This window comes from Phenylobacterium sp., from assembly GCF_016793285.1.
Classification (GTDB): Bacteria; Pseudomonadota; Alphaproteobacteria; order Caulobacterales; family Caulobacteraceae; genus Phenylobacterium.
Map to the genome: position 1 here is coordinate 1 of NZ_JAEUMO010000120.1, position 23,686 is coordinate 23,686.

Here is a 23,686-nt window from a genome sequence, read left to right on the forward strand (position 1 = left end):
GCGCACCGCGCCGACGCCCGACATGCTGGGCCAGGTGGTCGTGCTCGAGACCGACACCGACGAGGTGCTGGTCAAGCGGCTGCTGCGCGGCTCGCGCGGCGGCGTCTACGACCTCGAGAGCATCGCCGGGCCCATGCGCCATGACGCGCGCCTGCGCTGGGCCGCCCACATCACCGCCATCATCCCGCCCTTCCAGGCCCGCCGGATCATCCGCGGCGCGGCCTGATCGGCAAGTAAGGTACAGCGACGCGAACGGCCGGGACTGTAGATTTCATGTGCAACGAATACGCCCTCGAACGATCCCTGGAAGAGCTGCTCTCCGAACTTGCCGAGTTGCAGATGCCGCTGGGCTTCGATGGGGCCAGGCCCAACATGGAGCCGCGTCCGTCGATCCGTCCGACCGACCCGTCCTACCTGCTGGTCGGTGACGGCACGGGCGGCGCGCGCCTCACACAACGGCGCTGGGGCTTCCCGGGCCCGCGCGGCCCGGTCATCAACTTCCGCTCCGAGGGCCGCAGCTTCCCGAAGGGCCGTTGCCTCGCGCCCGCCGACGCCTTCTTCGAGTTCACGGGGGCCAAGGCGCCGAAGTCCAAGTGGCGCTTCGAGTCGGCCGACCGCCCGTTCCTCGCCATCGCCGGGTTCATCCGCGACGACCGCTTCACGCTGCTGACGACCGGGCCCGGACCGGACATCGCGCCCTACCACGACCGCCAGATCGTGATCTTCCCACGCGAGCGCTGGGCCGACTGGCTCGACACCGCGCGCCCGCAGCCGCCCATCGGCCCGCTGCCCGCCGGCAGCCTGAAGGTCACGCAGATCCGCTAGACGGAGGCCCGCCTAGGGGAGGTCCTCGGCGAGGATGGCCATCTCGAACATGTAGGAGCCGTCGCCGTCCTCGTCCTCGAACACGACGCCCACGAACTCCTCGCCGATGTAGACCTCGGCGGAGTCCTTCTGCTTGGGCCGCGGCGTGAGCGTGATCCGCGCGTTGGCGAAGGTCCCGCGCAGATGGCCTTCGATCCTGCGGATGGCTTTCTCGTCCACGCAAACGCTCCTGACCAGTTGCGGCGCGACTTCTAGCGAAAGCCGCGCGCCAACGGAACCCGCCGAACGTCAGATCGTGTAGTCGGTGATCGTCGGCAGCGTGTGGTCCATCGTCCGCGCCGGGGCCTCCGCCTCCTCGCAGGTCGGGCAGTTGACCAGCCGCGCGGGCACGCCGGCGGCCGTGCAGCCCGCCGGCACTTCCTTCAGCACCACCGAGCCCGAGGCCACCTTGGCGTAGTCGCCGATCCTGATGTTGCCCAGCACCTTGGCGCCCGCGCCCAGCAGCACGCCCTTGCCGATCTTCGGGTGGCGGTCGCCGCGCTCGGCGCCGGTGCCGCCCAGGGTCACGCCCTGCAGCATCGAGACGTCGTCGCCGATCACCGCGGTCTCGCCGATGACGATGCCGGTGCCGTGGTCGACGAACACGCCCTGGCCGATCCGCGTCGCCGGATTGATGTCGACCTGGAACAGCTCGCTGGAGCGGCTCTGGAGGTAGAACGCCATCGTCTCGCGGCCCTGGCCGTACAGCCAGTGGGCCACGCGGTGAGTCTGCAGCGCCAGGAAGCCCTTGAAGAACAGGAACGGCTGCACGTAGCCCTTGCAGGCCGGGTCGCGCTCGAACACCGCCTTCAGGTCGGCTTCCGCGATGCTCACCAGCGACGGGTCGCCCTCGTAGGCTTCCTCGATGGTGTCGCGCAGGCTCATGGCCCGCAACTCCTGGTCGCCCAGCTTGCGCGCGAGCTGGTAGCTGAGCGCGTCGCCCAGCGTGTCGTGGTTCAGGATCACCGCGGCCAGCAGGCTCGCGAGCGCGGCCTCCGACTTGGCCGCCGCGTAAGCTTCGTTCCGGAGCGCGGCCCACACCGGCGGCGGCTGGGCGGTGTCGACCACCTCGAGGCGCTGGCTCATGAATTCCTCCCGGCCCATCTGGGTCCTGGTCTCAGCCTAGCATGGCGGCGGCCAGGGCCGGCGCCAGAAGCCCTTCACGGGCCATGTAGGAAGCCTTCAACAGCATCGCCACCGTCAGGAGGTCCTGCAGGTCCCCGGCCATCGCGGCCTCCAGCGCCTCGCGGAACGGCACGCGCACCTTCTCCAGCGCCTCGGTGTCGTCGGCGTGCTGCGTCCCGTCGGCCGGGTAGAGCCCCGTCGCCAGATAGCCGACGGCGCGCTCGTCGGTCACCGAATTGGAGAGCTGCGCGGTCAGGATTTCGCGCCAGTCCGCCGCGGCGAGGCCCGTCTCTTCCGCCAGCTCGCGTCGGGCGCTCTCCAGCGGATCGTCCGCCAGCGGCCCGCCGCCCTCGGGGATCTCCCAGCTATAGTCCATCAGCGGAAACCGGTTCTGGCCCACCAGCACCGTCGTCCCGTCGTCGAACAGGGGCAGCACCGCGATCGCGAGGTTCTTGTAGCCCACGAGGCCGTAGGTCGCCGGCGCACCGGTGGGCGCCGTCGCCGCGAACTCCGTCACCCGGATCCACGGGTTGTCGTAGACCACCTTCGCCGGCCCACGGACCCACGGGCTCCCATGCGGCCGCAGCCAGGCGGGCTTCACGCGCATATAAGTTCCCTCGCCTTGTGGTCGGCGTTCGCGACGCCATAAAGAAACCAGCCCCACGAAGTCCATCGGAACCCGCTTGACCCCCAACCTCCCGCCTCCGCCCCAGCTCGGCGATCCGTTGCCCAGCGCCGCCTCGCCCGAGGTGCTGCGCTTCCTGGCCCTGCGGCGCTCGACGCCCGCGCTGAGCCTGGCCGAACCCGCGCCCAGCGACGCCGAGCTCGACGAGCTCCTGCGCCTGGCCGCCCGGGTGCCCGACCACGGCAAGCTCGCGCCGTGGCGCTTCATCGTTCTGGACGCCGCCGCCAAGGCCGCGGCCGTCGCGCGGCTCGAGGCGGTGGCGCAGGCCAAGGGGGACCAGAGCCTGGTCGCCAAGCTCGGCAAGCTCAGGGTTCCGCCGCTGGCCGTCATCGTGGTGTCGGCGCCGAGCGCCGCCGCCTCGATCCCGGAGTGGGAGCAGGTGCTCTCGGCCGGCGCCGCCTGCACGAACCTGCTCTACGGCGCGCTCGCCATGGGCTACGGCGCCAACTGGATCACCGACTGGTACAGCTACGACGCCGAGGCCGCCGCCATCCTGGGCCTCGCGTCCGGCGAGCGCGTCGCGGGCGTGATGCTGATCGGGACGCCGAAGGAGCCGCCGCTGGAGCGCGATCGCCCTGCGCTCGCCCCCCTCGTCACCCGCGCCTGAGCCGCCCACGCATAGCGGCCTGAGGACAAACAAGGCGTGAGACACACAAAGCGCCAGACACACAACGGCCGGACGACGCGATCGCGCCGCCCGGCCTGAGGTGACACGCCCGAGGAGAGTTGGGCCCGTCAGCTATAGGCCTCCGGCCAGCTTTTGGGAAGCCTCATCAGGCATCTGCAAGATCGCGGGCCCCGCTGGCCGAGTCGCCGCGGCCCGCCTCTATTGCCAAGCTTTGAACCGCATCAGCAGCGCGGCCGGCGCTCTTCTTGCGATTCCACAGTATTCGCAGGCCCCCGATCGCCGATGCTCAGCCGCGACCACGGTACGGCGCGACGCCCTGGTCCGGCAGCCAGAGGCCCTCCGGCGCCGGCCCGGTCTGCCAGAACACGTCGATCGGGATGCCGCCGCGCGGATACCAGTACCCGCCGATGCGCAGCCACTGCGGCGCGAGTTCGCCGACCAGCCGCTTGCCGATCGCCACCGTGCAGTCCTCGTGGAACGCGCCGTGGTTGCGGAACGAACCCAGGTAGAGCTTCAGCGACTTCGACTCCACCAGCCAGTCGCCCGGCACATAGTCGATCACCAGGTGCGCGAAGTCGGGCTGGCCGGTCACCGGGCACAGAGAGGTGAACTCCGGCGCCGCGAAGCGCACCAGATAGGCCGTGCCCGGGTGCGGATTGGCCACGCGCTCCAGCACCGCCGCCTCGGGGGTCTCAAAGCCCCGCACCTCGCGGCCGAGTTGCGTGAGATGGGTCTCTTCCATGCCGGGGCCTTTAGACGGTAGGACGTCGGCGAACAACAACGGCCCGAACAGGGCAGGCGAGGAGCGGATGATGGCCCAGGGTGATTTTCAGGACTTCGTGGTCGTGGTGACCGGCGCCTCCACCGGCCTCGGCCGCGCCGTGGCCGTCGAAGTCGCCTCGCGCGGCGCCAGGGCGGTCGTGATCAACTACGCCCGCAACAAGGACGACGCCGAAGAGACCGCCCGCCAGTGCCAGGCCCACGGCGCCGAGACGGTCCTGGTCCAGGGCGACGTCGCCAGCGACGACGACTGCCGCAGGATCGCCGCCGCCGCCGCGCCCTACGGCCGCGTCGACGCCCTCTTCAACAACGCCGGCACGACCACCTTCAACAACCACGCCAACCTCGACGGCGTCTCCGCCGACGACTTCCACAAGCTCTACGCGGTCAACGTGGTCGGCCCCTACCAGATGGTTCGCGCCTGCCGCGCGCTGCTGGAGGCCGCGCCGCAGCCGGGCGCCGTCGTGATGACCGCCTCCATCGCCGGCGTCACCGGCATCGGCTCGTCGGTGCCCTACGCCGCCTCCAAGGGCGCGCTCAACACCATGACGCTCTCGCTGGCCCGGGCGCTCGCGCCGAAGATCCGGGTCAACTCGGTCTGCCCCGGCTTCATCGACACACCCTGGTTCGGCAAGGGCGTGGGCGAGGCCGCCGCGGCGCGGGTCCGCGACAACGCCGCGGCCGGCACGCCGCTCAAGGCCGCCTCCACCGCCGAGGACATCGCGGTCTCGGCCGTCTTCCTGGCCTCGCCCCACTCGCGCCACGTCACCGGCGAGACGCTCCTCGTCGACGCCGGGTCGCACCTCGGATTCGCGCCCCTCGTCGCACGCTGAACCCCCGCGGCCCACGTCCGGCGTCGGTCCCGGACGCCGTGGGCGCCTGTTTTTGCGGCGCCCTTATGCGGGAGCGCCCAATCCCGCATCAGCCGCCCCATAGCGCCGCCGCCGCCCCGCCGTCACGTTGATCCGCAGGCGTGGCCGACGACGATGGCGACGCCCGCCGGCCAAGGCTGGGCGGACCTGAGAGGGGATAGACAAATGAGAACGCTGAAACTCGCGCTGGTGGCCGCGGCCGCCTCGCTCTGCTTCGCCGGCGCCGCCGCCGCACAGGACGACTCCGGGCCGTCCTTCTCCTTCAACCTCGGCGCATCCACGGACTACGTGTTCCGCGGCTTCAGCCAGACCGACGAGGATCCGCAGGTGTTCGGGGGCGTCGACGCCACCGTGGGCATCGGCTACGCGGGCATCTGGGTGTCGAACGTCGACTTCCTGGATTCGACCGACGCCGAGTTCGACATCTACGCCGGCGTGAAGCCGACCGTCGGCGCCGTCACCTTCGACCTGGGCGCGATCTACTACGGCTACATCGACAAGGGCGCGTCGAACTACGACTACTGGGAATTCAAGGCCGCCGCCTCGGTCCCGGCGGGCCCCGCGACCCTCGGCATCGCCACCTACTACTCGCCGAACTTCTTCGGCGCCGCGGACGACGCCTTCTACTACGAGGCCAACGCCGCCGTGGCGATCCCGGACACCAAGTTCTCGATCAGCGGCGCCATCGGCCGCCAGGACCAGGACGGCGGCCTCGACTACACCACCTGGAACGTGGGCGTCGGCTTTGCGCTCACCGACCACGTCAGCTTCGACGTGCGCTACTGGGACACCGACGCCTCCAACGCCGCCGACCCGCTGGGCTACGGCGACGGCCGTGTCGTCGGCGGCGTTAAGCTCGTCTGGTAGCCATGGGTTAGGCCGCCGGGGCCTACGAAGGCCGTCGCCTGCGGGCGGCGGCTTTTTCGTTGCCTCGGGGCGCCCCCGTACCTAAGTTCCCGGCGCTCGCCGGCACGCCTGCTTCCGTCGGGGCGCGCCTTCGCGGAAGACCCTCCGCAAAGTCCTGTTTTCGCTGGCGGTCTTGCTCGACGCGCCTATGGTTGGGAATCGACACGACGTGAGCGGAGTTCGGCGCATGGAGCGGATGGCCGTCCGGGCCCAGACCGTCGTGTCCGACGTGCTGCTCGCCGCCCTTGCCTTCGCCGTCGCCTTCTTCGTCACCCCGACCCAGCCCGAGCTCGGCTTCGGCCAGGCCGGCGCGATGTCGTTCTTCCAACTGGCGGCGCTCTACGCCGCGATCGCCGGCGTCTTCAGCATCATGTTCCGGGGCGAGATGTCGCCCTGGCGCTACGTGTCGATCCCCGACGCGCTGGTGCTCGCGCGCAGCGCGCTGCTGACCGTCGGCGTGTTCCTGCTGGCCTGCTTCGTCCTCGACCGGGCAGAGGGCCTGCCGCGCTCGACGCTCGTGATGGCGCCCCTGTTCCAGATGGTCAGCGCCATGGGCGTGCGAATCCTGCGCCGCGCCCTGCACGAGCATGCGCTGGAGAGCTTCTCTCCGCTGAAGAGCATCAACGACCGGATGGCCCAGGCGCCGTCCCTGCTGCTCATCGGTCCGCCCTCGCTGGCAGACACCTACCTGCGCGACATGGTCCGCAGCCACGACCACAGCTACACGCCCGTCGGCATCATCGGCGCCGACCGTCGCGACGTGGGCGCCCAGGTCCGCGGTGTCTGCATCCTCGACGCCATCGACCGGCTCGACGAGGCCCTGGCGGACCTGCGCCGCTGGAACCGCTATCCGCGCGCCATCCTCTTCCTCGAAGAGCCCGCCAAGCTGAAGGGCCTCACCGCCGAGACCCTGGGCCGCCTGAAGACCGACGGCATCCGGCTGCTGCGCCTGCCCTCGATCGTGGAGCTCAACCACCACGACGGCCTCACGCTGCTGCCGGTCCTGGACATCAACATCGAGGAGCTGCTGGCGCGCGACCCGATCGAGCTGGACCGCGGCGCCATCGGCCGCCTCATCAAGGGCCGCCGCGTCCTGGTCACCGGCGCCGGCGGCTCCATCGGCGCCGAGCTCTGCCGCCAGGTCGCCAACTTCGGCTGCGGCCACCTGACCGTCATCGACTTCTCCGAGACCGCGCTCTTCGAGATCGAGCGCGAAATGCGCGAAACCTTCCCGCACATCTCCACCAAGGCGGTCCTCTGCGACGTGCGTCACGCGAAGCGGCTGATCAACGTGTTCGCGCAGGAGCGGCCGGACCTCGTCTTCCATGCGGCGGCCCTGAAGCACGTCTCGATGGTCGAGCGGCACCCGGCCGAGGGCCTGCTCACCAACGTCATCGGAACCTGGAACGTCTGCGAGGCCGCCAAGGCCGCGGGCGCCGGCCAGATGGTGCTGATCTCCACCGACAAGGCGGTCGACCCCACCAACGCCATGGGCGCCACGAAGCGGCTGGCCGAAGCGGTGATCCAGGCCCAGCAGACCACCAACGACAGCGCCACGCGCTTCTCCGCGGTCCGCTTCGGCAACGTCCTGGGCTCGTCGGGCTCTGTGGTGCCGATCTTCAAGTCGCAGATCGAGCGTGGCGGACCGGTGACGGTCACCCACCCCGAGATGATGCGCTACTTCATGACCATCCCCGAGGCGTCGCAACTGGTGCTGCACGCCACGGCCGCGTGCCATGAGGACGAACGGCGCGACTCCCGGCTGTTCCTGCTCGAGATGGGCGACGCGGTGTCGATCCTGGACCTCGCCCAGCAGATGATCGCGCTCTCGGGCCGCAAGGGCATCGAGATCGAGATCACCGGCCTGCGGCCCGGCGAGAAGCTGACCGAGGCCCTGCTGGACGAGACCGAGACCTCGCTGCCGGCTGCACACAAGGTCATGGAAGTCGTCACCAACTCGGCGCTGCGCATGACCCCCGGGCACCTCGAGGATCTGGCCCAGGTGGCCCGTGACGGCGATGTCGAGGCCGTCCGCCGCGCCCTCTTCGACCTGGTCGCCCAGGTCCGCGGCGAGAAGCCCGCCGCCCCGCCCAGCCTGCGTGTGGTCACCGGCGGCTGAGCCTTCCCGCCTTCGCCGCATGACAAAGGCCGCGGGATCGCCGCGGCCTTTGCGTTCTGTGGACTGGCGACGCGGCTATTCGGCCGCGACCACCCGCCCGGGCTCGTTGGCCGTCTCCAGCCGGCCCAGCAGCGCCTCGTACTCGCCCCACAGGGCCTTCGGCGTCGCCTCGCCGAAGCGGTCGTAGAAGGCCGGGATCAGCGCGGCTTCCTTGCGCCAGATCGCCGGGTCGACCGTCAGCAGCAGGTCCAGTTGCGCGTCGGTGAGCGAGAGCCCCGAGGTGTCCAGGCTGTCCCTCGACGGCACCTGCCCGATCGGCGTGTCCACCGCGCCGGCCTTGCCGTCCAGCCGCTCGGCGATCCATTTCAGCACGCGGCTGTTCTCGCCATAGCCCGGCCACACGAACTTCCCGCGCTCGTCCTTGCGGAACCAGTTCACGAAGAAGATGCGGGGCAGCTTGGACGCGTCGGGCGCGGTCTCGCCCATCTTCAGCCAGTGGCCGAAGTAGTCGCCCATGTTGTAGCCGCAGAAGGGCAGCATCGCGAACGGGTCGCGGCGCAGCTCGCCGATGGCGTTCTCGGCCGCCGCGGTGCCTTCGGAGGCCACGTTCGAGGCCATGAAGACGCCGTGCCGCCAGTCGCGGGCTTCCGTCACCAGCGGCACCGCCGAGGCGCGGCGGCCACCGAACAGGATGGCCGAGATCGGCACCCCCGCGGGATCTTCCCACTCGGGCGCGGCCACGGGGCACTGCGAGGCGGGCACGGTGAAGCGCGCGTTCGGGTGCGCGGCGGGCTCGTCGCTGTCGGGGGTCCAGTCGCGGCCCTTCCAGTCGATCAGGTGCGCGGGCGGCTGCTCGGTGAGGCCTTCCCACCAGACGTCGCCGTCGTCGGTCAGGGCCACGTTGGTGAAGATCGAATTGCCCCACAGGGAGTCGATCGCGTTCCGGTTGGTCGTCTCGCCGGTGCCGGGCGCCACGCCGAAGAAGCCCGCTTCCGGGTTGATGGCGTAGAGGCGGCCGTCGTCGCCGAAGCGCATCCAGCAGATGTCGTCGCCGATCGTCTCGGCCTTCCAGCCCGCGAGGGTGGGCTGCAACATGGCCATGTTGGTCTTGCCGCAGGCGCTCGGGAAGGCCGCCGCGATGTACTTCACCGCGCCTTCGGGCGACGTGAGCTTCAGGATCAGCATGTGCTCGGCGAACCAGCCCTCGTCGCGGGCCATGACCGAGGCGATGCGCAGCGCGAAGCACTTCTTGCCGAGCAGCGCGTTGCCGCCGTAGCCCGAGCCGTAGGACCAGATCTCCCGGCTCTCGGGGAAGTGGACGATGTACTTGATCTCGTTGCAGGGCCACGGGACGTCCTTGGCCCCGTCCACGAGCGGCAGGCCCACCGAGTGGACGGCCGGCACGAAGAAGCCGTCGTCGCCCAGCATGTCGAGCGCGCCCTTGCCCATCCTGGTCATGATCCGCATCGACACCGCCACGTAGGCGCTGTCGGTGATCTCGACGCCGAGCTGGCTGATCTTCGAGCCCAGCGGGCCCATGCAGAACGGCACCACGTACATGGTGCGGCCGCGCATCACGCCGCGGAACAGGTCCTTCAGGTCCGACCGCATCTCGTTCGGGTCGAGCCAGTTGTTGGTGGGGCCGGCATCTTCCGGCCTCTGCGAGCAGATGAACGTGCGGCTCTCGACGCGCGCCACGTCCCGCGGATCGGACGCCGCGTAGAACGAGTTCGGACGCTTCTGCGGGTTCAGCGCCTTGAGCGTGCCGGCGGCGACCAGTTCGGCGGTCAGGCGGCTCCACTCCTCGTCCGACCCGTCGCACCAGACCACGCGGTCCGGCTCGGTCATCTCGGCGATCTCACGCACCCACTGTACGAGCCTGGCGTGTTTGGTCGGCGCGGGTTCGAGGCCCGGCACGGTCCTAAAGCTCATAGGTCAGCTACTCCTCGAACCCCATCGAGCGCGTCGGGCAGGCCCGCGCGCACTGTCTCACCGTGGACAACCGTCATAGTGGCTCAGCGTCGCTCTGCATACCGCGGGCCAGCGCGAACCGCGCCGTCATCGCGCTATCGTGTGGATGGATCGGGGAAATTATCGGCCGGCTTCCGCCGCCGGATGCGCCCGACGCGCGCGTTCCGTAGCGTGAGGCCGAATCGTTTCGAGGGCTGGACGTGCGGGCCGCTCCCCCGCGACCCGCACGCCACGACGCCAGTCCCCAAGGAACGGCGGCCCATCGGGGCGCCGCGAACCATAGTGGCGTCGAGCATGAGACGCCGCCGAACGCGCCCGCCCCCCAGCCTGCGCCTGCCCTGGCCGCCAGGCCTGCGGCGTGTGCGACATTGGCGGCGCCGGCGGATTGAGGCATTGCTGGCGTCGGCATGAGCCTGTTGGCGGAGACAGGGGCCCAGCGGCCCACCGACCCCTTGCTCGAGATCTACCTCGAGCGGCGGGGCAACCTCGTCCGCTACTTCGCCGCCCGCTGCGGCTCGCCGGGCGTGGCCGAGGACCTCGCCCAGGAACTCTACGTCAAGATCGCCACCCGCGACACGACGGTGACCGCCGATAATCCCGTGGCCCTCATCTACCGCATCGCCAACAACGTCATGCTGGACCGCGCGCGCGGCGAGGCCCGGTCGCTCGCCCGCGACGCGGCCTGGCGCCGGGTGACCCACGCGACGGTCGGCGACGAGGACGTGGCCGAACTGGCGCCCGCCGACGAGGCCGTCGCGTCGCGACAGCGGCTACGCCAATTGGTTGAGGCCGCCGGCGATCTGCCCCCCCGGCAACAGCACGCCTTCCGCCTGCACAAGCTGGAGGGGAAGAGCCACGCCGAGACGGCCCGGGTCATGGGCATTTCGGTCAAATCAGTCGAAAAGCACGTCTCGGCCGCCCTGAAGGCGCTCACCGTGAGGCTGGGCCGATGATTTTCTACCACAAATTGTACCCGACGACCGGGGGGCGGACGGCGTCGGTGACGTCTAAGGGTGCGACGGGCCGCCGCGGATGGCGGGCTGGAAAGGGCGGATGAACCTGAGCTGGCGATACGGCGACGAAGCCCGGCGCGATGACGCCGCGGCCTGGGTCGTGCGGCTCGAAGCCGGAAGCCTCGGCGAGACCGAGGCCGCGGCGTTCGACGCCTGGCTGTCGGCGGCGCCCGGGAACGCCTCGGCCTTCGACGCCGCGCTGGCCGTCTCCCAGGCCTACGCCGCCGCGGGGCCGGTGGTCGCCCACCAGCTTTCGCAGCGCCGCGCCGTCCCGCTGCGCCACGAACTGCGCCGCCGCGCCATCGTCGGCTTCGGCGCCGCGGCGGCCGCCGCGGCCCTGGCCGTCGTGATCGCGCCGGAACTGACCGGCCCTGCGACGGACACCTATGTCACCGCCAAGGGCGAGCGGCGCACGGTGCGCCTGCAGGACGGCTCGACGATCGACCTCAACGGCGGCACGCGCCTCGCGGTGGCCCTGGCCCGCGACGGGCGATACGTGACGCTGAGCGAAGGCCAGGCCGTGTTCGACGTGGCCCATGCCGCACGGCGGCCCTTCTACGTGGCCGCGGGCGACCGCACGGTGCGCGTGGTGGGCACCCAGTTCGACGTGCGCCGCCTCGCCGGCAAGGTCTCGGTCACCGTCGCGCGCGGCGCGGTCGAGGTCCGCCCCGCCGCCGGCGCGGCCGGCAAGACCTACCGCCTTCACCCCGGCCAGCGCCTCGACCACCAGGAGGGCGCGCCCTCCGTCCAGGTCGCCACCGCCGCGCCCGACGAGGTCCTGGCCTGGCGCACGGGCCGCCTGGTCTATCGCGGACAGCCCCTGAGCGAGGTCATCGCCGACCTCAACCAGCAGTACGCCACGCCGATCCGCATCGAAGACACCGCGCTGGCGGCGACTCCCGTCTCGGGCGTGCTCGTCCTCGACAGCCAGGATGCGGTAATCCGTCGCCTCGCCTTGCTCGTTCCCATTCACGCGGTACGTTCCGGCCCAGGTCTGGTCCTCAAGCGCGATCCTGCGTAGGGCCGATTTACCGGGGCGCGTGGAGCCATTCGAAGGCGGAGCCTGTCTCTGCAGTGTGTTCTTCTGGGCGGCGTCGCCCTCGCCGGCCTGGCGGGGCGGCCTGCTGACGCCGCCGACGTGCGCCTGCGCGTCCAGATTCCGCCCCGCACCTACGCCGACGCGCTGATCGACCTCGGCCTGCAGGCCAACGTCTCGATCCTGGGCACCGCCGGTTGCGGCCCGGGCGGCCGCGTCGAGCTGTCGGGCCGCTACACGCTGGAGGAGGCTCTGGGCCGCATCCTGGCAGGCGCCCCCTGCCGCTACCGCATCGTCGACGCGCGCACGGTCCGCATCGCCGCCGCCCCGCCGGTGCTGCAACTGCCGCCGCCGCGCGAAGCCCCGCATGCGCCGACCGTCGTCGCCGAGGTGATGGTCACCGCCACCAAGCGGCCCGCCGCGCCCAACCGGCTGCCCGCCGGGGTCAGCACCATCTCCCGCGACCAGATCACGGCCACGCGGGCCAACGACGTCGGCCAGACGATCGGCCAACTGGCCGGCGTGCTCTCCACCAACCTCGGACCCGGGCGCGACAAGCTCCTGATCCGCGGCCTCTCGGACGGCGCCTTCACCGGCCGCACACGCACCACGGTCTCGACCTACCTCGACGACGCGCCGATCAACTTCAACGCGCCCGATCCGGACCTGCGCCTCGTCGACGTGGAGCGGATCGAGGTGGTGCGGGGGCCGCAGGGCGCGCTCTACGGGTCGGGGGCGATCGCGGGCATCTACAAGATCGTCACCGCCAAGCCCGACCTCGCCCGCATCGAGGCCGCCGCCTCGGCCTCCATCGCCACGACCCAGGGCGGCAGCACCAGCCGCGAGGTCGACGGCTACCTGAGCCTGCCGGTCGCGCGCGACCGGATCGGCGTGCGGCTGACGGCCTACCGCGAGATCCAGGGCGGCTATCTCGACGACGTGCAGCTGCGCAGCACCAACGTCGACCAGACGCGGCGCGACGGCGGCCGGCTCAGCGTGCGCGTGCAGTTCGACGACCACTGGCGCCTCGACGCGCTCGCCGCCACCCAGCACCTGCGCTCGAACGACACCCAGTATGTGACCACGCCGATGCCCGGCCCCACGCGCTCGGCCGCGATGCCGCTGGAGGCCGCGAACGGGACGGTCGGCGCGCCGGACGAGCGTGGCTCACGCATCCGCGAGACTCACAACAACGACTTCTCCTACGCCGGCGCCACGCTCAACGGCGAGTACGGATGGGGCAGCCTCGCCTCGTCGACGAACTACATCCACCACGTCTTTTCGAGCCAGTACGACGCCGGCGCGACCCGTGGCATCTTCGGCGCCAACCTCGCCGAGCTGGGAGTCTACGGAGAGACCACGCGGTCGAACATGCTGGTGCAGGACTTCGTCGTCCGCTCCGAGACGTCGGGCCGCCTGGACTGGCTGGTGGGGCTCTACGCGGCGCGGACCGTCGCGCGCACGCCGTCCACGCTGGTCTTCCTGTCGCCGGGCGTCAGTTCGACCGTCTACATGGAGAGCCGGAAGGACCGGCTGTCCGAGTACGCCCTCTACGGCGAGGCCTCCTACGACCTGGGCGCGGGGTGGACCGCCTCGCTCGGCGGCCGTGCGTTCGAGAGCCGGGTCCACACCACCGCAGACCTGCGGATCGACGCGCCCTTCGCATCGCGATTCTTCGACCAGAGGCGCGGCTTCGACGGCTTCTCGCCAAAGATCTCCCTGCAGCGCGAGTTCACCAACGGCGACCTCGTCTACGCCCTCCTCACCGAAGGCTACCGGCCGGGCGGCTTCAATACCTCGGGCTTCTTCCCGATCCGCGCGTCGCGCGTCGTCTTCCGCCCCGACCGGCTGCGCAACTTCGAGGTCGGCGCCAAGATCCGCCGCCTGGACAACCGCCTGGCGGTCCGCGCCGCCGCCTACTACGACGACTGGGCCAACATCCAGACCGACCAGTACCGCCAGTCCGGCCTCGCCTACACCGCCAACGTCGGCGACGCCCGCATCCTCGGCCTGGAGGCGGAGGTCAGCTACGACTTTCGCTTCGGCCTGTCGCTGCAGGCCAACGGCCTCGTCTCGGATTCCAGGGTCCGCAACATCAATCCGGACTTCCCCACCACGCCGACCACCCGCATCGCCGGCAACCTGCCCGGCGTGCCGGACCTCTCCGGCGGACTGCTCGCGATCTACCAGCGCCCGCTGGGCGACGCCCTGACCCTGCGGCTCGTCGGCGAGGCCAGCTACGTGGGCCGCGCGGGTCTCTCCTTCGACCAGCCGCCGCGCACCGACCACTACCTGCGCACCGAACTGTCGGCCGAGATCTCGGCGGACCGCTGGCGCATCACCGCTTTCGTCGCAAATCCGCTGAACGACGATGGCGACACCTTCTCGTACGGCAACCCGTTCAATTTCGCGGACAACCCAGAGACCCTCGATGTGGTCGAGGCCGTGCGCCAGGCCACGCCCCAGCGGCCCCGCACCTTCGGCGTGCGACTCGCCGCCGCATTCTGAACATAATGGCGCCGCCCCGCTGGGGGGCCTGCTTCGCCCGCGGCGTCTAATCCCATGGTGGGATGGGAGCGGGGTGACGTGGCGAAGCTCACGGCGATCGTGTGCGTGCAGAACCAGGAAACGATCCTGGACGCATGCCTGAAGAAGCTCAGCTTCTGCGACGAGGTCGTGGTGGTCGCCGACCGCTGCACCGACCGCAGCCAGGAGATCGCGCGCCGTCACGGCGCCGTCGTCATCGACGGCATCTTCCCGCTGGAAAGCCAGCGCAAGCTGGCCGGCGTCGAAGCCGCCTCCTCGCAGTGGATCCTGGAAGTCGAACCCGACGACCTGATCGACGCCGCCGTGGCCTGGGAGATCCGCGCCGCCATTCAGATGCGTCCCGTCGGCGACTGGTACGACCTTCCGATCGACAACTACGTGGGCGAGACCCTGGTCCGCGAGGGCTGGGCCGGCGCCCTCAGCGCCCGCCGCGAGGCCCGTCTCTTCAAGCGCGGCCTGAAGGCCTGGGAGCCGCGCCGCCTGAACGCGCCCTACGTGCTCGCCGGCGCGCCGGGCGGTTCGCTCAAGGGTGCGATCCGCCGCGTGGTGGGCCGTGACGTAGGCGGCCTGATGGAACGCCTCCACCGGCTGACCGGCCTCGCCGCCGAGGACCTCGCCGACGCCGGCCGCGCCAAGGGGCTGGTCTCCAGCCTGCTGGCCGCCGCGGCGACCTTCATTGCGGCCTATGTCGTCCGTCGCGGGTTCCGCGAAGGCCGCCTGGGCTTCCTGGTCGCGGGCCTGTCGGCGATGTTCCCGGTGCTCAGCCAGATGCGCGCCGCCGAGGTGGTCCAGGCCCGCAAGGCCGCCGTCGCCGCCGAAGAGACCCGCGCCGCGCGTCCGCGCAACGTGGTGGGCCTCGGGCGCTAGCCTTCCCGACCGACGCGCTCTAGGGATCGGGGCTCGCGCACGAACGCGCTGCTGCGAGGCGCCCGCTTGACGATCCTGGTCACCGGCTCGGCCGGCTTCATCGGCTTCCACCTCTCGCGCCGCCTGCTCGATGCCGGCCAGACGGTGGTCGGCCTCGACGTTCTGAACGCCTACTACGACCCCAGGCTCAAGGCCGCCCGCCTCGCGATCCTCGAAGGCTACGCGGGCTACCGCCATGTGAAGGTCGACCTCGCCGACCGCGAGCGCATGCCGCAGGTGTTCGCCGAGACGAAGCCCGAGGCGGTAGTGAACCTCGCCGCCCAAGCGGGCGTCCGCTACAGCCTGGAGAGCCCCGAGACCTACGTGGACTCCAACGTCGTGGGCTTCCTCAACATCCTGGAGGGCTGCCGCGCACACCCGCCGCGCCACCTGATCTACGCCTCCACCAGCTCGATCTACGGCAACCACGCGAACCTGCCGTTCAGCGTGCATGCCGCGGCCACCCACCCGATCACGCTCTATTCGGCCAGCAAGGCGGCCAACGAGGCGATGAGCCACGCCTACGCCCACCTCTTCGGCATCCCGGCCACGGGCTTCCGGTTCTTCACCGTCTACGGTCCGTGGGGCCGCCCCGACATGGCGCTCTTCAAATTCACCGACGCCATCCTGAAGGGCCAGCCGATCGACGTGTACGGCGAGGGCCGCATGCAGCGCGACTTCACCTACGTCGACGACATCGTGGACGGCCTGGTCGCGGCCATCGACCGCCCGCCGGCTCCGAACCCGGCCTGGGATGCGACGAAGCCCGACCCGGCCACCAGCGCCGCCCCCTGGCGCATCCTGAACCTGGGCGCGAGCCGCCGCGTCGAACTGATGCGCTACATCGAGGTGCTCGAGGAGAAGCTCGGCAGGAAGGCCCAGATCAATTTCCTGCCCATGCAGCCCGGCGACGTCTCCGCCACCGAGGCCGACACCGCCGAGACCCGGGCCGTCCTCGACTACGCCCCATCGACCTCCATCGACATCGGCGTCGGCCGCTTCGTCGACTGGTATCGCGAGTACTATCGCGTCTGAGCCCGCGCGGCCGCCACGACTAGACCGGCTCCTCCAGCGATTTCGACGGCTGCGAGAACCACTTCGGGCCGCTTTCCGTCATGTGGAAGCAGTCCTCCAGGCGGATGCCGAACTCGCCGGGGATGTAGAGGCCGGGCTCGTCCGAGAAGCACATGCCGGGCGCGAGCTTCGTCGCCTCGCCGCGGACCAGGTTCACCGGCTCGTGGCCGTCCATGCCGATGCCGTGGCCGGTGCGGTGCGACAGCCCCGGGAGCCTGTAGTCGGGGCCGTAGCCCAGGCCGACGTAGTAGCCGCGCGCCGCGTCATCGACACTGCCGCAGGTCGCGCCCGGCCTGGCGGCGGCGAACGCCAGCTCCTGCCCGCGCTTCACCTCGTTCCACACCTTGCGCTGCTTTGCGGTGGCTTCGCCGAACACCAGCGTGCGCGAGATGTCGGACTGGTAGCCCTCGAAGACGCAGCCGCAGTCCATCAGCACCACCTCGCCCGCCTTCACCGCCTGCGGCTTGCCCGAACCGTGAGGATAGGCCGACGCCTCCCCCAGCAGAATGAGTTCGAACTCGGACTCGCCGCCGAGCTGGGTCGTCGCGCGGTTCATGATCGCGCCGATGTCGGACGGGCGCATGCCGACCTCGATGCGCGGGATCGTGTGGCGGTAGGCCGCCATGGTGATGTCCGTCGCCCGCTGCATCAGCGCGATCTCGGGTGCGGTCTTGATCATCCGGCAGCCGCGGACCACCGGCGCGCCGTTCCTGAGCCGCACACCCGGCAGGTTCCGCTTCAGGCCGTCAATGATGAAATAGCGACTGGTCTCCTCGATGCCGACGACGCCGGAGGCCAGCTTGCGGTCCTTCAGCCAGCCGGCGACCAGGGCCAGCGGGTCCTCGTGCTCCTGCCAGGTGCGCACGCCGGCGGCGATCCCCAGGCTCTCGCGGACCGACGGCTCCTCGAAAAACGGCGTGATGATGGTCACCTCGCCTTCCGCCGGGATCAGCGCGCAGGTCAGCCGCTCGCTGCGGCCCCAGCGGACGCCGGTGAAGTAGACCAGGCTGGAGCCCGGCTCGACCAGCAGGGCCGAGACGCCCTGCTCGCGCATCAGCCGCTGCGCCTTGGCGATCCGCGCCTCGCGCTCGGGCCGGCCGATCGGCGGCGGCGCCGGTCCCAGCTTCTCCAGGTCAGGCATCGCGGCCCGGGCGAGCGACGGGGCCGCGGCGGCGGCTGCGCCGAGGGCGAGGAAATGGCGTCGATCCATGGCCGGCACGCTCGCGCGACTCCGGCCCGCACTCAAGCGAAGCTACGGCTTCCTCGCCGCCTGCACCTCGATCTCGACCATCATGCCGGGCCGCACCAGGCCCACGACCTGCGACGTGATCCGGGCCGGCCTGTTCTTCAGCGCGCCGTAGACGGCGTTGTAGCTCTCCATCATGCCGGCGAAGTCCATGCCGCCGCCCTTGCCCGGGTCGCCGACCAGGAGGACGCGCATCATCACCACGTCCTCCCAGCCGTAGCCCTGCCCCGCCAGGATCGCGCCGATCTTGCCGAGCACGCTGGCTGTCTGGGCCCTGGTGTCGCCGAACGGGCGGTCCGCTGGCGCGCCCGCCACGGCGTCGGGCGTGATGCCGCTGACGAAGAGCATCTCCGAGCCGGCCGGCGTCTTCACGGCGCTGGAAATGAAGCTGTTCTGCGGATTGACGTGGACGTTCTCGGCTGCGGCTGCCCCCGCCACGGCGACGCCCGCCAGGAGGAGGGCGACGGCCAGGAACAGGTGACGCATGGACGGCTCCCCTCGGATGGCTTCGGGCCGAGGGCCGCGCGACGCGGCCTCGCGCCATCGACTGTGACACGCGCGGCGCGGCTTGGCCCAGGGCCCGCGGGTCCACACGCGCTGAGGCCACGCTTTACCACGGCTCGGTGGCGCGATATCCGCCGGGCCACGCCGGCGTTCGACTCGGCGCGCAGGGGCGCCGATGACGGGCAAGGACATCAAGATCGGCCTGCTCTGGCACTCCGCCAGCGCCGGCAACCTGGGCGTGGGCGCGCTCACGCTCGGCAACATGGCCATCGTGCGCGGGGTCTGCGCCGAACTGGGCCTCACGCCCCGGTTCACGATCATCGGCATGCGCGACGGCATGGACCGTTACGTCCCGCCCGAAGAGGCGCCGCAGTTCGTCGTCGACACTCGTGCGGTCGTCGACCCCCGCCGCGCGTTCCGGACCCTGAACGCCCAGGATGTCGTGCTCGACATCGGCAGCGGAGACAGCTTCACCGATATCTACGGCGCCAAGCGCTTCGCCTTCCTGTGGTCGACGAAGATGCTGACGATCCTGGGCGGCACGCCGCTCTTGCTGTCGCCGCAGACCATCGGGCCCTTCAGCCGCCAGCCGCAGTCGATGCTGGCCGGCTGGGCGATGACCCACGCGGAAGCCGTGATCACCCGCGACGAGCCTTCGGTCGAGGCCACCGCCAAGCTCGCCCCCAAGGCGCGCTGCGCCATGGCGACCGACGTCGCCTTCGCCATGCCGTTCCAGGACCGCGGCGCCGAACGCGGCGGCGAGACGCCGCGCGTGGGCCTCAACGTCTCGGGTCTCCTGCTGCACGAGGCCACGGTCGGCACGAACCGCTTCGGCCTGGAAGTCGACTACGCCGCGCTCAATCACGGTCTGATGGAAGGCTTCCGCGCCAAGGGCGTGCAGGTCTGCCTGTTCACGCACGCCCGCGGCTTCTCGGCCGACGACGACGACGGCCGCGCGGCCGACCAGTTCGCGGAGCGCTATCCCTGGGCAGAGCGCGTGCCGGATTTCGCCGGGCCGATGGAGGTAAAGTCCTTCCTGTCCAGCCTGGACTTCGTCGTCTCGGCTCGCATGCATGCCTGCATCGGCGCGCTGTCGAGCGGTACGCCGGTGGCCCCCATCGCCTACAGTCGCAAGTTCCGCGGGCTCTTCGACCTGATCGGCTATCCTTGGCGGATCGAGGTCCGGGGCCGCAGCACCGAGGCCGCCGTCGCCTACGTCCTCGACGCCTTCGACCGCCGGGCCGAACTCGCCGCGGATGGCGAGGCGGCGATGCAGAAGGTGGACAGCTATCTGGAGGTCTACCGCGAGGCGCTACGCGCTCTCTTCCGCAAAGTGACCGCCTAGAGCATCGTGCGGAACGTGGCCGCCGGCCTTCGGCGATGACGATGCGAAATCAGAAACCTAGAGCCGCAGGTCCGCGGCCGCCTTCGGAAGCGCCGCCTTGACATCGAACACCACCGCGTCGGGCTTCCCGAGCGCGCGGATGCGCTCGACGCCGAGCGCGGCGAACTCGCGGTGCGCCACGGCGAGCACGACGCCGTCGTAGGCCCCGTCCGCCGGTGCGGCGACCAGCCCGAGGCCGTACTCCGCGCGCGCCGCCTCGGGCGCGATCCAGGGGTCCCAGACGTCCACGGCGGCGCCGTAGTCTTCCAGTTCGCGGACGATGTCGATCACGCGAGTGTTGCGCAGGTCGGGCGTGTTTTCCTTGAACGCCAGGCCCATCACCAGCACGCGGGCGCCCTTCACCTGCACGCCGCGCCGGATCATCTCCTTCACCAGCTCGCGCGCCACATAGCCGCCCATCCCGTCGTTGATGCGCCGGCCGGCCAGGATCACCTCGGGGCGATAGCCCAGCGCCTCGGCCTTGTGGGTCAGGTAGTACGGATCCACGCCGATGCAGTGGCCGCCGACCAGGCCCGGCCGGAAGTTCAGGAAGTTCCACTTGGTGGCGGCCGCGGCCAGCACCTCCTGGGTGTCGATGCCCAGGCGGTGGAAGATCAGGGCGAACTCGTTGACGAGGGCGATGTTCAGGTCCCGTTGCGTGTTCTCGATCACCTTGGCGGCTTCGGCCACCCGGATCGAACTGGCGCGGTGTGTGCCGGCCGTCACCACCGAGGCGTAGAGCGCATCCACGAAGTCGGCGGCTTCGGGCGTCGAGCCCGCCGTCACCTTCACGATGTCGGCCAGGCGGTGGTTCGCGTCGCCGGGATTGGCCCGCTCGGGGCTGTAGCCGGCGTGGAAGTCGCGGTTGAACGTGAGCCCCGAGACCTGCGCCACCACCGGCACGCAGTCCTCCTCGGTCGCGCCCGGGTAGACGGTGGACTCGTAGATCACCACGCCGCCCGGGCGGATCGCGGCGCCGACGGCGCGGCTGGCGGCCATCAGGGCCGACAGGTCGGGCCGCTTGTGGCCGTCGATGGGCGTGGGCACGGTGACGACGAAGACGTTGCAGCCGGCGAGGTCCGCGGCATCCGCCGTGAAGCTCAGGCGGCCCGCCGCCTTCAGTGCGTCGGCCGACACCTCGAGCGTGCGATCCGAACCAGCGGCGAGCTCATCCACCCGCGCGTCCGAGAGGTCGAAGCCGACGACATCGTGCTCGGCCGCGAACGCCACGGCCAGCGGCAGGCCCACATAGCCCAGCCCGATCACGGCGATCCTGGCCGGCGTCTTGGTGAAGGGATTCAGCACCATCGGCGGCGCTCTATCACGGTTTGCCCGCGAAGTCGGAACGCGAGGCCTGGACCAGTTCGCGGATCGCCAGGCTGAGGTGGTAGAGCGAGGTCGCCGGCGACGGCTCCGGCAGGAAACTGCCGTCCGCCGCCATCCGCTCGCGCCAGGCGCCCGCCTGCGGCGTCTCGAGGTAGGCCACCAGGCCGTTGGCGGCCTCCAGCGCCGAGGCGGTGTCCCCCAGGATCAGGGCGGCCTTCATGTGCTCGGTCTGCGGCCACAGCCGCGCGCCTGCGTCGCGGACGCTGAGGTCAGGGCCCAGCGCGTTGCAGACCACCCCGCGTCCGGCGTCGAACGCCCCGCGCCCGACGGCGAACAGTCGCCGCGCCGCCGCCCGCGCGCCGACGTGCCCCCGCGCCACGCCCCACCGCTCCAGCAGCCAGGCCCACTCGAACTGGTGTCCGGGCTCGACCACCGCGTCGTCGCCGCCCAGTGCGGTCCAGTCCGCGTCGAAGAACTCCCCGAGAGCCCCCGTCGCCGGATCGACGAACCGGCCGAGCGCGAGGGCCGCGATCTCATTCGCCAGGGCCGTCCAGGCCGGGCCGCCGTCGGCGGCTTCCCACGCGAGCGCCGCCTCGAGCATGTGCATATGGGCGTTGGCCTGGAACGGCCGCGCGCCGGCTTCGCGGAACCCGCCTGCGGGGTGCCGCAGCGTCTCCAGCGCCGCGAGGACCGACCGCGCCTCGCTTGCATCGCCCAGGGCGGCGAGCGCCAGCAGGATGAAGGCATGCTCGTAGAGGTAGGCCTCGGGATCGGCGACGTCGCCCGTCGTGGTGAGGCTCGCCGCGTAGAGACCGTCGTCGCGCCGGGCGCGGGCCTGGAACCACGTCCAGCCGTCCCGCGCCGCCAGCGCCCAGGGCCCGATCCGCCCCTCCGCCGCAGCGCTCGCGAAGACGAACGCCTGCCGCGCCGCGACGCGGCCGCGACGCCGCGGATCGTGGGGCTCGCCGGTCCACGTCAGCCCCTCGCGGAAACCGCCGCTGATCGGGTCGACCCCGGCTGTGGCCCACAGCGGCAGCGCCGCCCCACCGAGCCAGTCGGAGAACCACGCGGCCGCCGCCGGCAGCGTCGTGAACCGCGGCGGCCGCTCCAGCGGCCGGCGGCGCGCGCCACGGACCAGCACGGCGCCGGCCTCGGCGACCACCTCCGCGTCCGCGCCGACCAGGGCCACGTCGACACCGTCGCCCCTCCGGACCCGATCCGCGGGGCCGGGGTTGCGCGACCTCACCTCCTGCGCCCGGTCGAGGCCACAGACCAGCACCGCCCCCGGCTCGGCGACGACGGCCAGCCCATGAGCGTCCGCCACCACGACGGCGACGCCCGGCGACGCGCGCACGAGGACGTCCGACGACCCCGTCGCGAGCGCCCGGCCCATCACGCTGTTCCCCGCCGCATCCCGCGCCGAGGCCGCCAGCACCGCATCCCAGGCCCCGAGGTCGGACCAGCCCATCGTCGTCGGCAGCACGAGGCCCCGCGCCGTGTGCTCCATCACCGCGCGGTCGAAGGCGACCGGGGGCGCCTCGCCGAACGCCGGGCCCAGGGCGACCGCGCCGTCCTCCACGATCGCGCCATGCAGCGCGCGGTCGACGGCGGTCATGACCTCGGCGGCGTGTCGGGCCATCTCGGACCGCAGCGTCTGCGCCGTCGCCACGAAGATCCCGCCGTTCCAGAGCGCACCGTCCGCGATCAGGCGGGCAGCCCGGGCCGCATCGGGCTTCTCCACGAACGCCAGGATGGGCCGGGGCCCCTCCCCCGCCGCGGCCGGCCGGATGTAGCCCATCGCCGGCGAAGGCGACGCCGGACGCAGGCCCAGCGTCACGATCCCACCGTCTCGCGCTGCGCCCAGCGTCGCTTCGATCGCGGCGCGGAAGGCGTCGCCATCGGGAATGTGATGGTCCGCGGGCAGCACCACGAGCACCGCTTCGGGATGCCGTTGCGCCACCCACCCCGCCGCGGCGGCGATGGCGGGGGCGGTGTCGCGGCCGTCTGGCTCCAGCAGCAGCAGCGCCTCGGCCCCGACGGCCGCCAGTTGCTCGCGGATCTGGGGCGCGTGCGCCGCGCCTGCCACGACCAGCAGGTCGCCCCCGTCCGCCAGCGGGCGGGCGCGCAAAGCGGTCGCCTGGAACGGCGAATGAGCCTCCACCAGGGGAAGGAAGGGCTTCGGACGGTCGCGCCGCGAGGCCGGCCACAGGCGTTCGCCGGCGCCGCCGCTGAGGATCACCGGATAGACGGGCGCGGGGATGGCGCACTCCTTGGCCAGGGCCGAAAGCGCCCCCGATTACCGCGGCGGTCCGGGAAACGGAAACGCCTTTGCGCCCGCCGGCGCCTGGCCGCGGACGTCCGCCTCAATTGACCCTGGGCGTCGCAAAACGGTAAAAGGCTTGAAGTATCAGGGTATGTGCGCGTTTCTTCCGGCAGCGCGGGCCGGGATGGCCGCCGTCAGGCGGCGAGCAGGGCGCGCAGACCCAGGCCGATGCAGGTCCAGAGCGCCACCGAGGCACAGGCGGCGACGGACAGGCCGAGGCCGACAGGAAGGCGGCGCGCGGCGGGAACTTCCCCAACGGCGCTGGTGACGAGGTCGACCGACACGTCGGACGGCATGTTTCTACTCCGACACTGCCCAGTTTTTGGGCTGTGTCACACTAAAGACCGACGAGCGTGAACAACTCGTTGGAAGAATTG

Annotated in this window: 21 protein-coding genes and 1 pseudogene; 12 read left to right on the forward strand and 10 right to left on the reverse strand. The window is 71.2% G+C overall.

The genetic code is table 11. The features are described 5' to 3' along the window. Together JNL41_RS11855 and JNL41_RS11860 are read left to right on the forward strand one after the other, a co-directional pair. Window positions 1-226: pseudogene (locus tag JNL41_RS11855) on the forward strand (peptidase S24); the annotation flags it as partial. Window positions 227-273: 47 nt separating this feature from the next. Beyond that, complete coding sequence (locus JNL41_RS11860; protein WP_293475174.1) at window positions 274-825, forward strand: SOS response-associated peptidase family protein; 552 nt, start codon at window positions 274-276, stop codon at window positions 823-825. A gap of 12 nt (window positions 826-837) precedes the next feature. Here JNL41_RS11860 and JNL41_RS11865 read toward each other — a convergent pair whose 3' ends face one another. From JNL41_RS11865 to JNL41_RS11875, 3 genes are all read right to left on the reverse strand, one after another. Continuing rightward, window positions 838-1,044: a DUF3126 family protein gene (locus JNL41_RS11865; RefSeq protein ID WP_293475175.1), complete on the reverse strand. Its 207-nt coding sequence runs from the start codon at window positions 1,042-1,044 to the stop codon at window positions 838-840. A 69-nt stretch (window positions 1,045-1,113) separates the two neighbouring features. After that, window positions 1,114-1,950, reverse strand: coding sequence for a serine O-acetyltransferase (cysE, locus tag JNL41_RS11870; RefSeq protein WP_293475177.1), 837 nt, complete (start codon window positions 1,948-1,950; stop codon window positions 1,114-1,116). 31 nt (window positions 1,951-1,981) lie between these two features. Continuing rightward, the gene (locus JNL41_RS11875; protein WP_293475179.1) at window positions 1,982-2,596 is read right to left on the reverse strand and encodes an NUDIX hydrolase; all 615 of its coding nucleotides are present in this window, start codon (window positions 2,594-2,596) and stop codon (window positions 1,982-1,984) included. 76 nt (window positions 2,597-2,672) lie between these two features. Between JNL41_RS11875 and JNL41_RS11880 the strand changes: the two genes are divergently transcribed. After that, window positions 2,673-3,281: a nitroreductase gene (locus JNL41_RS11880; RefSeq protein ID WP_293475181.1), complete on the forward strand. Its 609-nt coding sequence runs from the start codon at window positions 2,673-2,675 to the stop codon at window positions 3,279-3,281. 307 nt (window positions 3,282-3,588) lie between these two features. Here JNL41_RS11880 and queF read toward each other — a convergent pair whose 3' ends face one another. Then, complete coding sequence (gene queF / locus JNL41_RS11885; protein ID WP_293475183.1) at window positions 3,589-4,044, reverse strand: preQ(1) synthase; 456 nt, start codon at window positions 4,042-4,044, stop codon at window positions 3,589-3,591. A 70-nt stretch (window positions 4,045-4,114) separates the two neighbouring features. On the opposite strand from queF, the gene JNL41_RS11890 reads away from it, so the two are divergent. From JNL41_RS11890 to JNL41_RS11900, 3 genes are all read left to right on the forward strand, one after another. Next, entirely contained in the window at window positions 4,115-4,915 is an 801-nt protein-coding gene (locus JNL41_RS11890; protein WP_293475185.1) for an SDR family NAD(P)-dependent oxidoreductase, read from the forward strand. A 204-nt stretch (window positions 4,916-5,119) separates the two neighbouring features. Beyond that, window positions 5,120-5,821 (forward strand): TorF family putative porin, encoded by a 702-nt coding sequence (locus JNL41_RS11895; RefSeq protein ID WP_293475186.1) that lies wholly within the window; start codon window positions 5,120-5,122, stop codon window positions 5,819-5,821. Between the two features lie 226 nt (window positions 5,822-6,047). Then, window positions 6,048-7,979 carry a nucleoside-diphosphate sugar epimerase/dehydratase gene (locus tag JNL41_RS11900; protein WP_293475188.1) on the forward strand — a complete coding sequence of 644 codons (1,932 nt, stop codon included), beginning with the start codon at window positions 6,048-6,050 and terminating at the stop codon, window positions 7,977-7,979. Window positions 7,980-8,054: 75 nt separating this feature from the next. Here the strand turns inward: JNL41_RS11900 and JNL41_RS11905 are convergent, their stop codons facing one another. Continuing rightward, window positions 8,055-9,911 (reverse strand): phosphoenolpyruvate carboxykinase (GTP), encoded by a 1,857-nt coding sequence (locus tag JNL41_RS11905; RefSeq protein WP_293475190.1) that lies wholly within the window; start codon window positions 9,909-9,911, stop codon window positions 8,055-8,057. 446 nt (window positions 9,912-10,357) lie between these two features. On the opposite strand from JNL41_RS11905, the gene JNL41_RS11910 reads away from it, so the two are divergent. The 5 genes from JNL41_RS11910 (at window position 10,358) to JNL41_RS11930 (ending at window position 16,487) form a co-directional block, all read left to right on the forward strand. Beyond that, entirely contained in the window at window positions 10,358-10,903 is a 546-nt protein-coding gene (locus tag JNL41_RS11910) for an RNA polymerase sigma factor (protein ID WP_293475192.1), read from the forward strand. A 100-nt stretch (window positions 10,904-11,003) separates the two neighbouring features. Further along, window positions 11,004-11,984, forward strand: a complete 981-nt coding sequence (locus JNL41_RS11915) for a FecR domain-containing protein (protein WP_293475194.1) — start codon at window positions 11,004-11,006, stop codon at window positions 11,982-11,984. A gap of 117 nt (window positions 11,985-12,101) precedes the next feature. Continuing rightward, window positions 12,102-14,507, forward strand: coding sequence for a TonB-dependent receptor (locus JNL41_RS11920; protein ID WP_293475196.1), 2,406 nt, complete (start codon window positions 12,102-12,104; stop codon window positions 14,505-14,507). Window positions 14,508-14,585: 78 nt separating this feature from the next. Further along, complete coding sequence (locus JNL41_RS11925) at window positions 14,586-15,413, forward strand: glycosyltransferase family 2 protein (RefSeq protein ID WP_293475198.1); 828 nt, start codon at window positions 14,586-14,588, stop codon at window positions 15,411-15,413. A 66-nt stretch (window positions 15,414-15,479) separates the two neighbouring features. Continuing rightward, window positions 15,480-16,487 (forward strand): NAD-dependent epimerase, encoded by a 1,008-nt coding sequence (locus JNL41_RS11930; RefSeq protein ID WP_293475200.1) that lies wholly within the window; start codon window positions 15,480-15,482, stop codon window positions 16,485-16,487. A 19-nt stretch (window positions 16,488-16,506) separates the two neighbouring features. On the opposite strand, the gene JNL41_RS11935 is transcribed toward JNL41_RS11930, so the two are convergent. Then, the gene (locus tag JNL41_RS11935) at window positions 16,507-17,736 is read right to left on the reverse strand and encodes a Xaa-Pro peptidase family protein (protein ID WP_293475202.1); all 1,230 of its coding nucleotides are present in this window, start codon (window positions 17,734-17,736) and stop codon (window positions 16,507-16,509) included. A 42-nt stretch (window positions 17,737-17,778) separates the two neighbouring features. Next, window positions 17,779-18,258, reverse strand: coding sequence for a Rid family hydrolase (locus JNL41_RS11940; RefSeq protein ID WP_293475204.1), 480 nt, complete (start codon window positions 18,256-18,258; stop codon window positions 17,779-17,781). 193 nt (window positions 18,259-18,451) lie between these two features. Here JNL41_RS11940 and JNL41_RS11945 point away from each other — a divergent pair, with 193 nt between their 5' ends. Further along, the gene (locus JNL41_RS11945) at window positions 18,452-19,621 is read left to right on the forward strand and encodes a polysaccharide pyruvyl transferase family protein (protein ID WP_293475206.1); all 1,170 of its coding nucleotides are present in this window, start codon (window positions 18,452-18,454) and stop codon (window positions 19,619-19,621) included. Between the two features lie 57 nt (window positions 19,622-19,678). Here JNL41_RS11945 and JNL41_RS11950 read toward each other — a convergent pair whose 3' ends face one another. The 3 genes from JNL41_RS11950 to JNL41_RS11960 form a co-directional block, all read right to left on the reverse strand. Beyond that, the gene (locus JNL41_RS11950) at window positions 19,679-20,968 is read right to left on the reverse strand and encodes a nucleotide sugar dehydrogenase (protein ID WP_293475207.1); all 1,290 of its coding nucleotides are present in this window, start codon (window positions 20,966-20,968) and stop codon (window positions 19,679-19,681) included. Window positions 20,969-20,981: 13 nt separating this feature from the next. Beyond that, the gene (locus JNL41_RS11955; protein WP_293475209.1) at window positions 20,982-23,225 is read right to left on the reverse strand and encodes an AGE family epimerase/isomerase; all 2,244 of its coding nucleotides are present in this window, start codon (window positions 23,223-23,225) and stop codon (window positions 20,982-20,984) included. A gap of 218 nt (window positions 23,226-23,443) precedes the next feature. Then, on the reverse strand, window positions 23,444-23,605 hold the full coding sequence (locus JNL41_RS11960; RefSeq protein ID WP_293475211.1) for a hypothetical protein: 162 nt from the start codon (window positions 23,603-23,605) through the stop codon (window positions 23,444-23,446). Between the last annotated feature and the right edge of the window lie 81 nt (window positions 23,606-23,686).

Bases quoted from the DNA above. Each gene is read 5' to 3' on its own strand.
- JNL41_RS11875 (WP_293475179.1), bottom strand. From the start codon at position 2,596: ATGCGCGTGAAGCCCGCCTGGCTGCGGCCGCATGGGAGCCCGTGGGTC.
- JNL41_RS11945 (WP_293475206.1), top strand. From the start codon at position 18,452: ATGACGGGCAAGGACATCAAGATCGGCCTGCTCTGGCACTCCGCCAGC.
- JNL41_RS11900 (WP_293475188.1), top strand. From the start codon at position 6,048: ATGGAGCGGATGGCCGTCCGGGCCCAGACCGTCGTGTCCGACGTGCTG.
- JNL41_RS11950 (WP_293475207.1), bottom strand. From the start codon at position 20,968: ATGGTGCTGAATCCCTTCACCAAGACGCCGGCCAGGATCGCCGTGATC.
- queF (WP_293475183.1), bottom strand. From the start codon at position 4,044: ATGGAAGAGACCCATCTCACGCAACTCGGCCGCGAGGTGCGGGGCTTT.
- JNL41_RS11915 (WP_293475194.1), top strand. From the start codon at position 11,004: ATGAACCTGAGCTGGCGATACGGCGACGAAGCCCGGCGCGATGACGCC.
- JNL41_RS11960 (WP_293475211.1), bottom strand. From the start codon at position 23,605: ATGCCGTCCGACGTGTCGGTCGACCTCGTCACCAGCGCCGTTGGGGAA.
- JNL41_RS11940 (WP_293475204.1), bottom strand. From the start codon at position 18,258: ATGCGTCACCTGTTCCTGGCCGTCGCCCTCCTCCTGGCGGGCGTCGCC.
- cysE (WP_293475177.1), bottom strand. From the start codon at position 1,950: ATGAGCCAGCGCCTCGAGGTGGTCGACACCGCCCAGCCGCCGCCGGTG.
- JNL41_RS11935 (WP_293475202.1), bottom strand. From the start codon at position 17,736: ATGGATCGACGCCATTTCCTCGCCCTCGGCGCAGCCGCCGCCGCGGCC.
- JNL41_RS11905 (WP_293475190.1), bottom strand. From the start codon at position 9,911: ATGAGCTTTAGGACCGTGCCGGGCCTCGAACCCGCGCCGACCAAACAC.
- JNL41_RS11910 (WP_293475192.1), top strand. From the start codon at position 10,358: ATGAGCCTGTTGGCGGAGACAGGGGCCCAGCGGCCCACCGACCCCTTG.
- JNL41_RS11895 (WP_293475186.1), top strand. From the start codon at position 5,120: ATGAGAACGCTGAAACTCGCGCTGGTGGCCGCGGCCGCCTCGCTCTGC.
- JNL41_RS11860 (WP_293475174.1), top strand. From the start codon at position 274: ATGTGCAACGAATACGCCCTCGAACGATCCCTGGAAGAGCTGCTCTCC.
- JNL41_RS11890 (WP_293475185.1), top strand. From the start codon at position 4,115: ATGGCCCAGGGTGATTTTCAGGACTTCGTGGTCGTGGTGACCGGCGCC.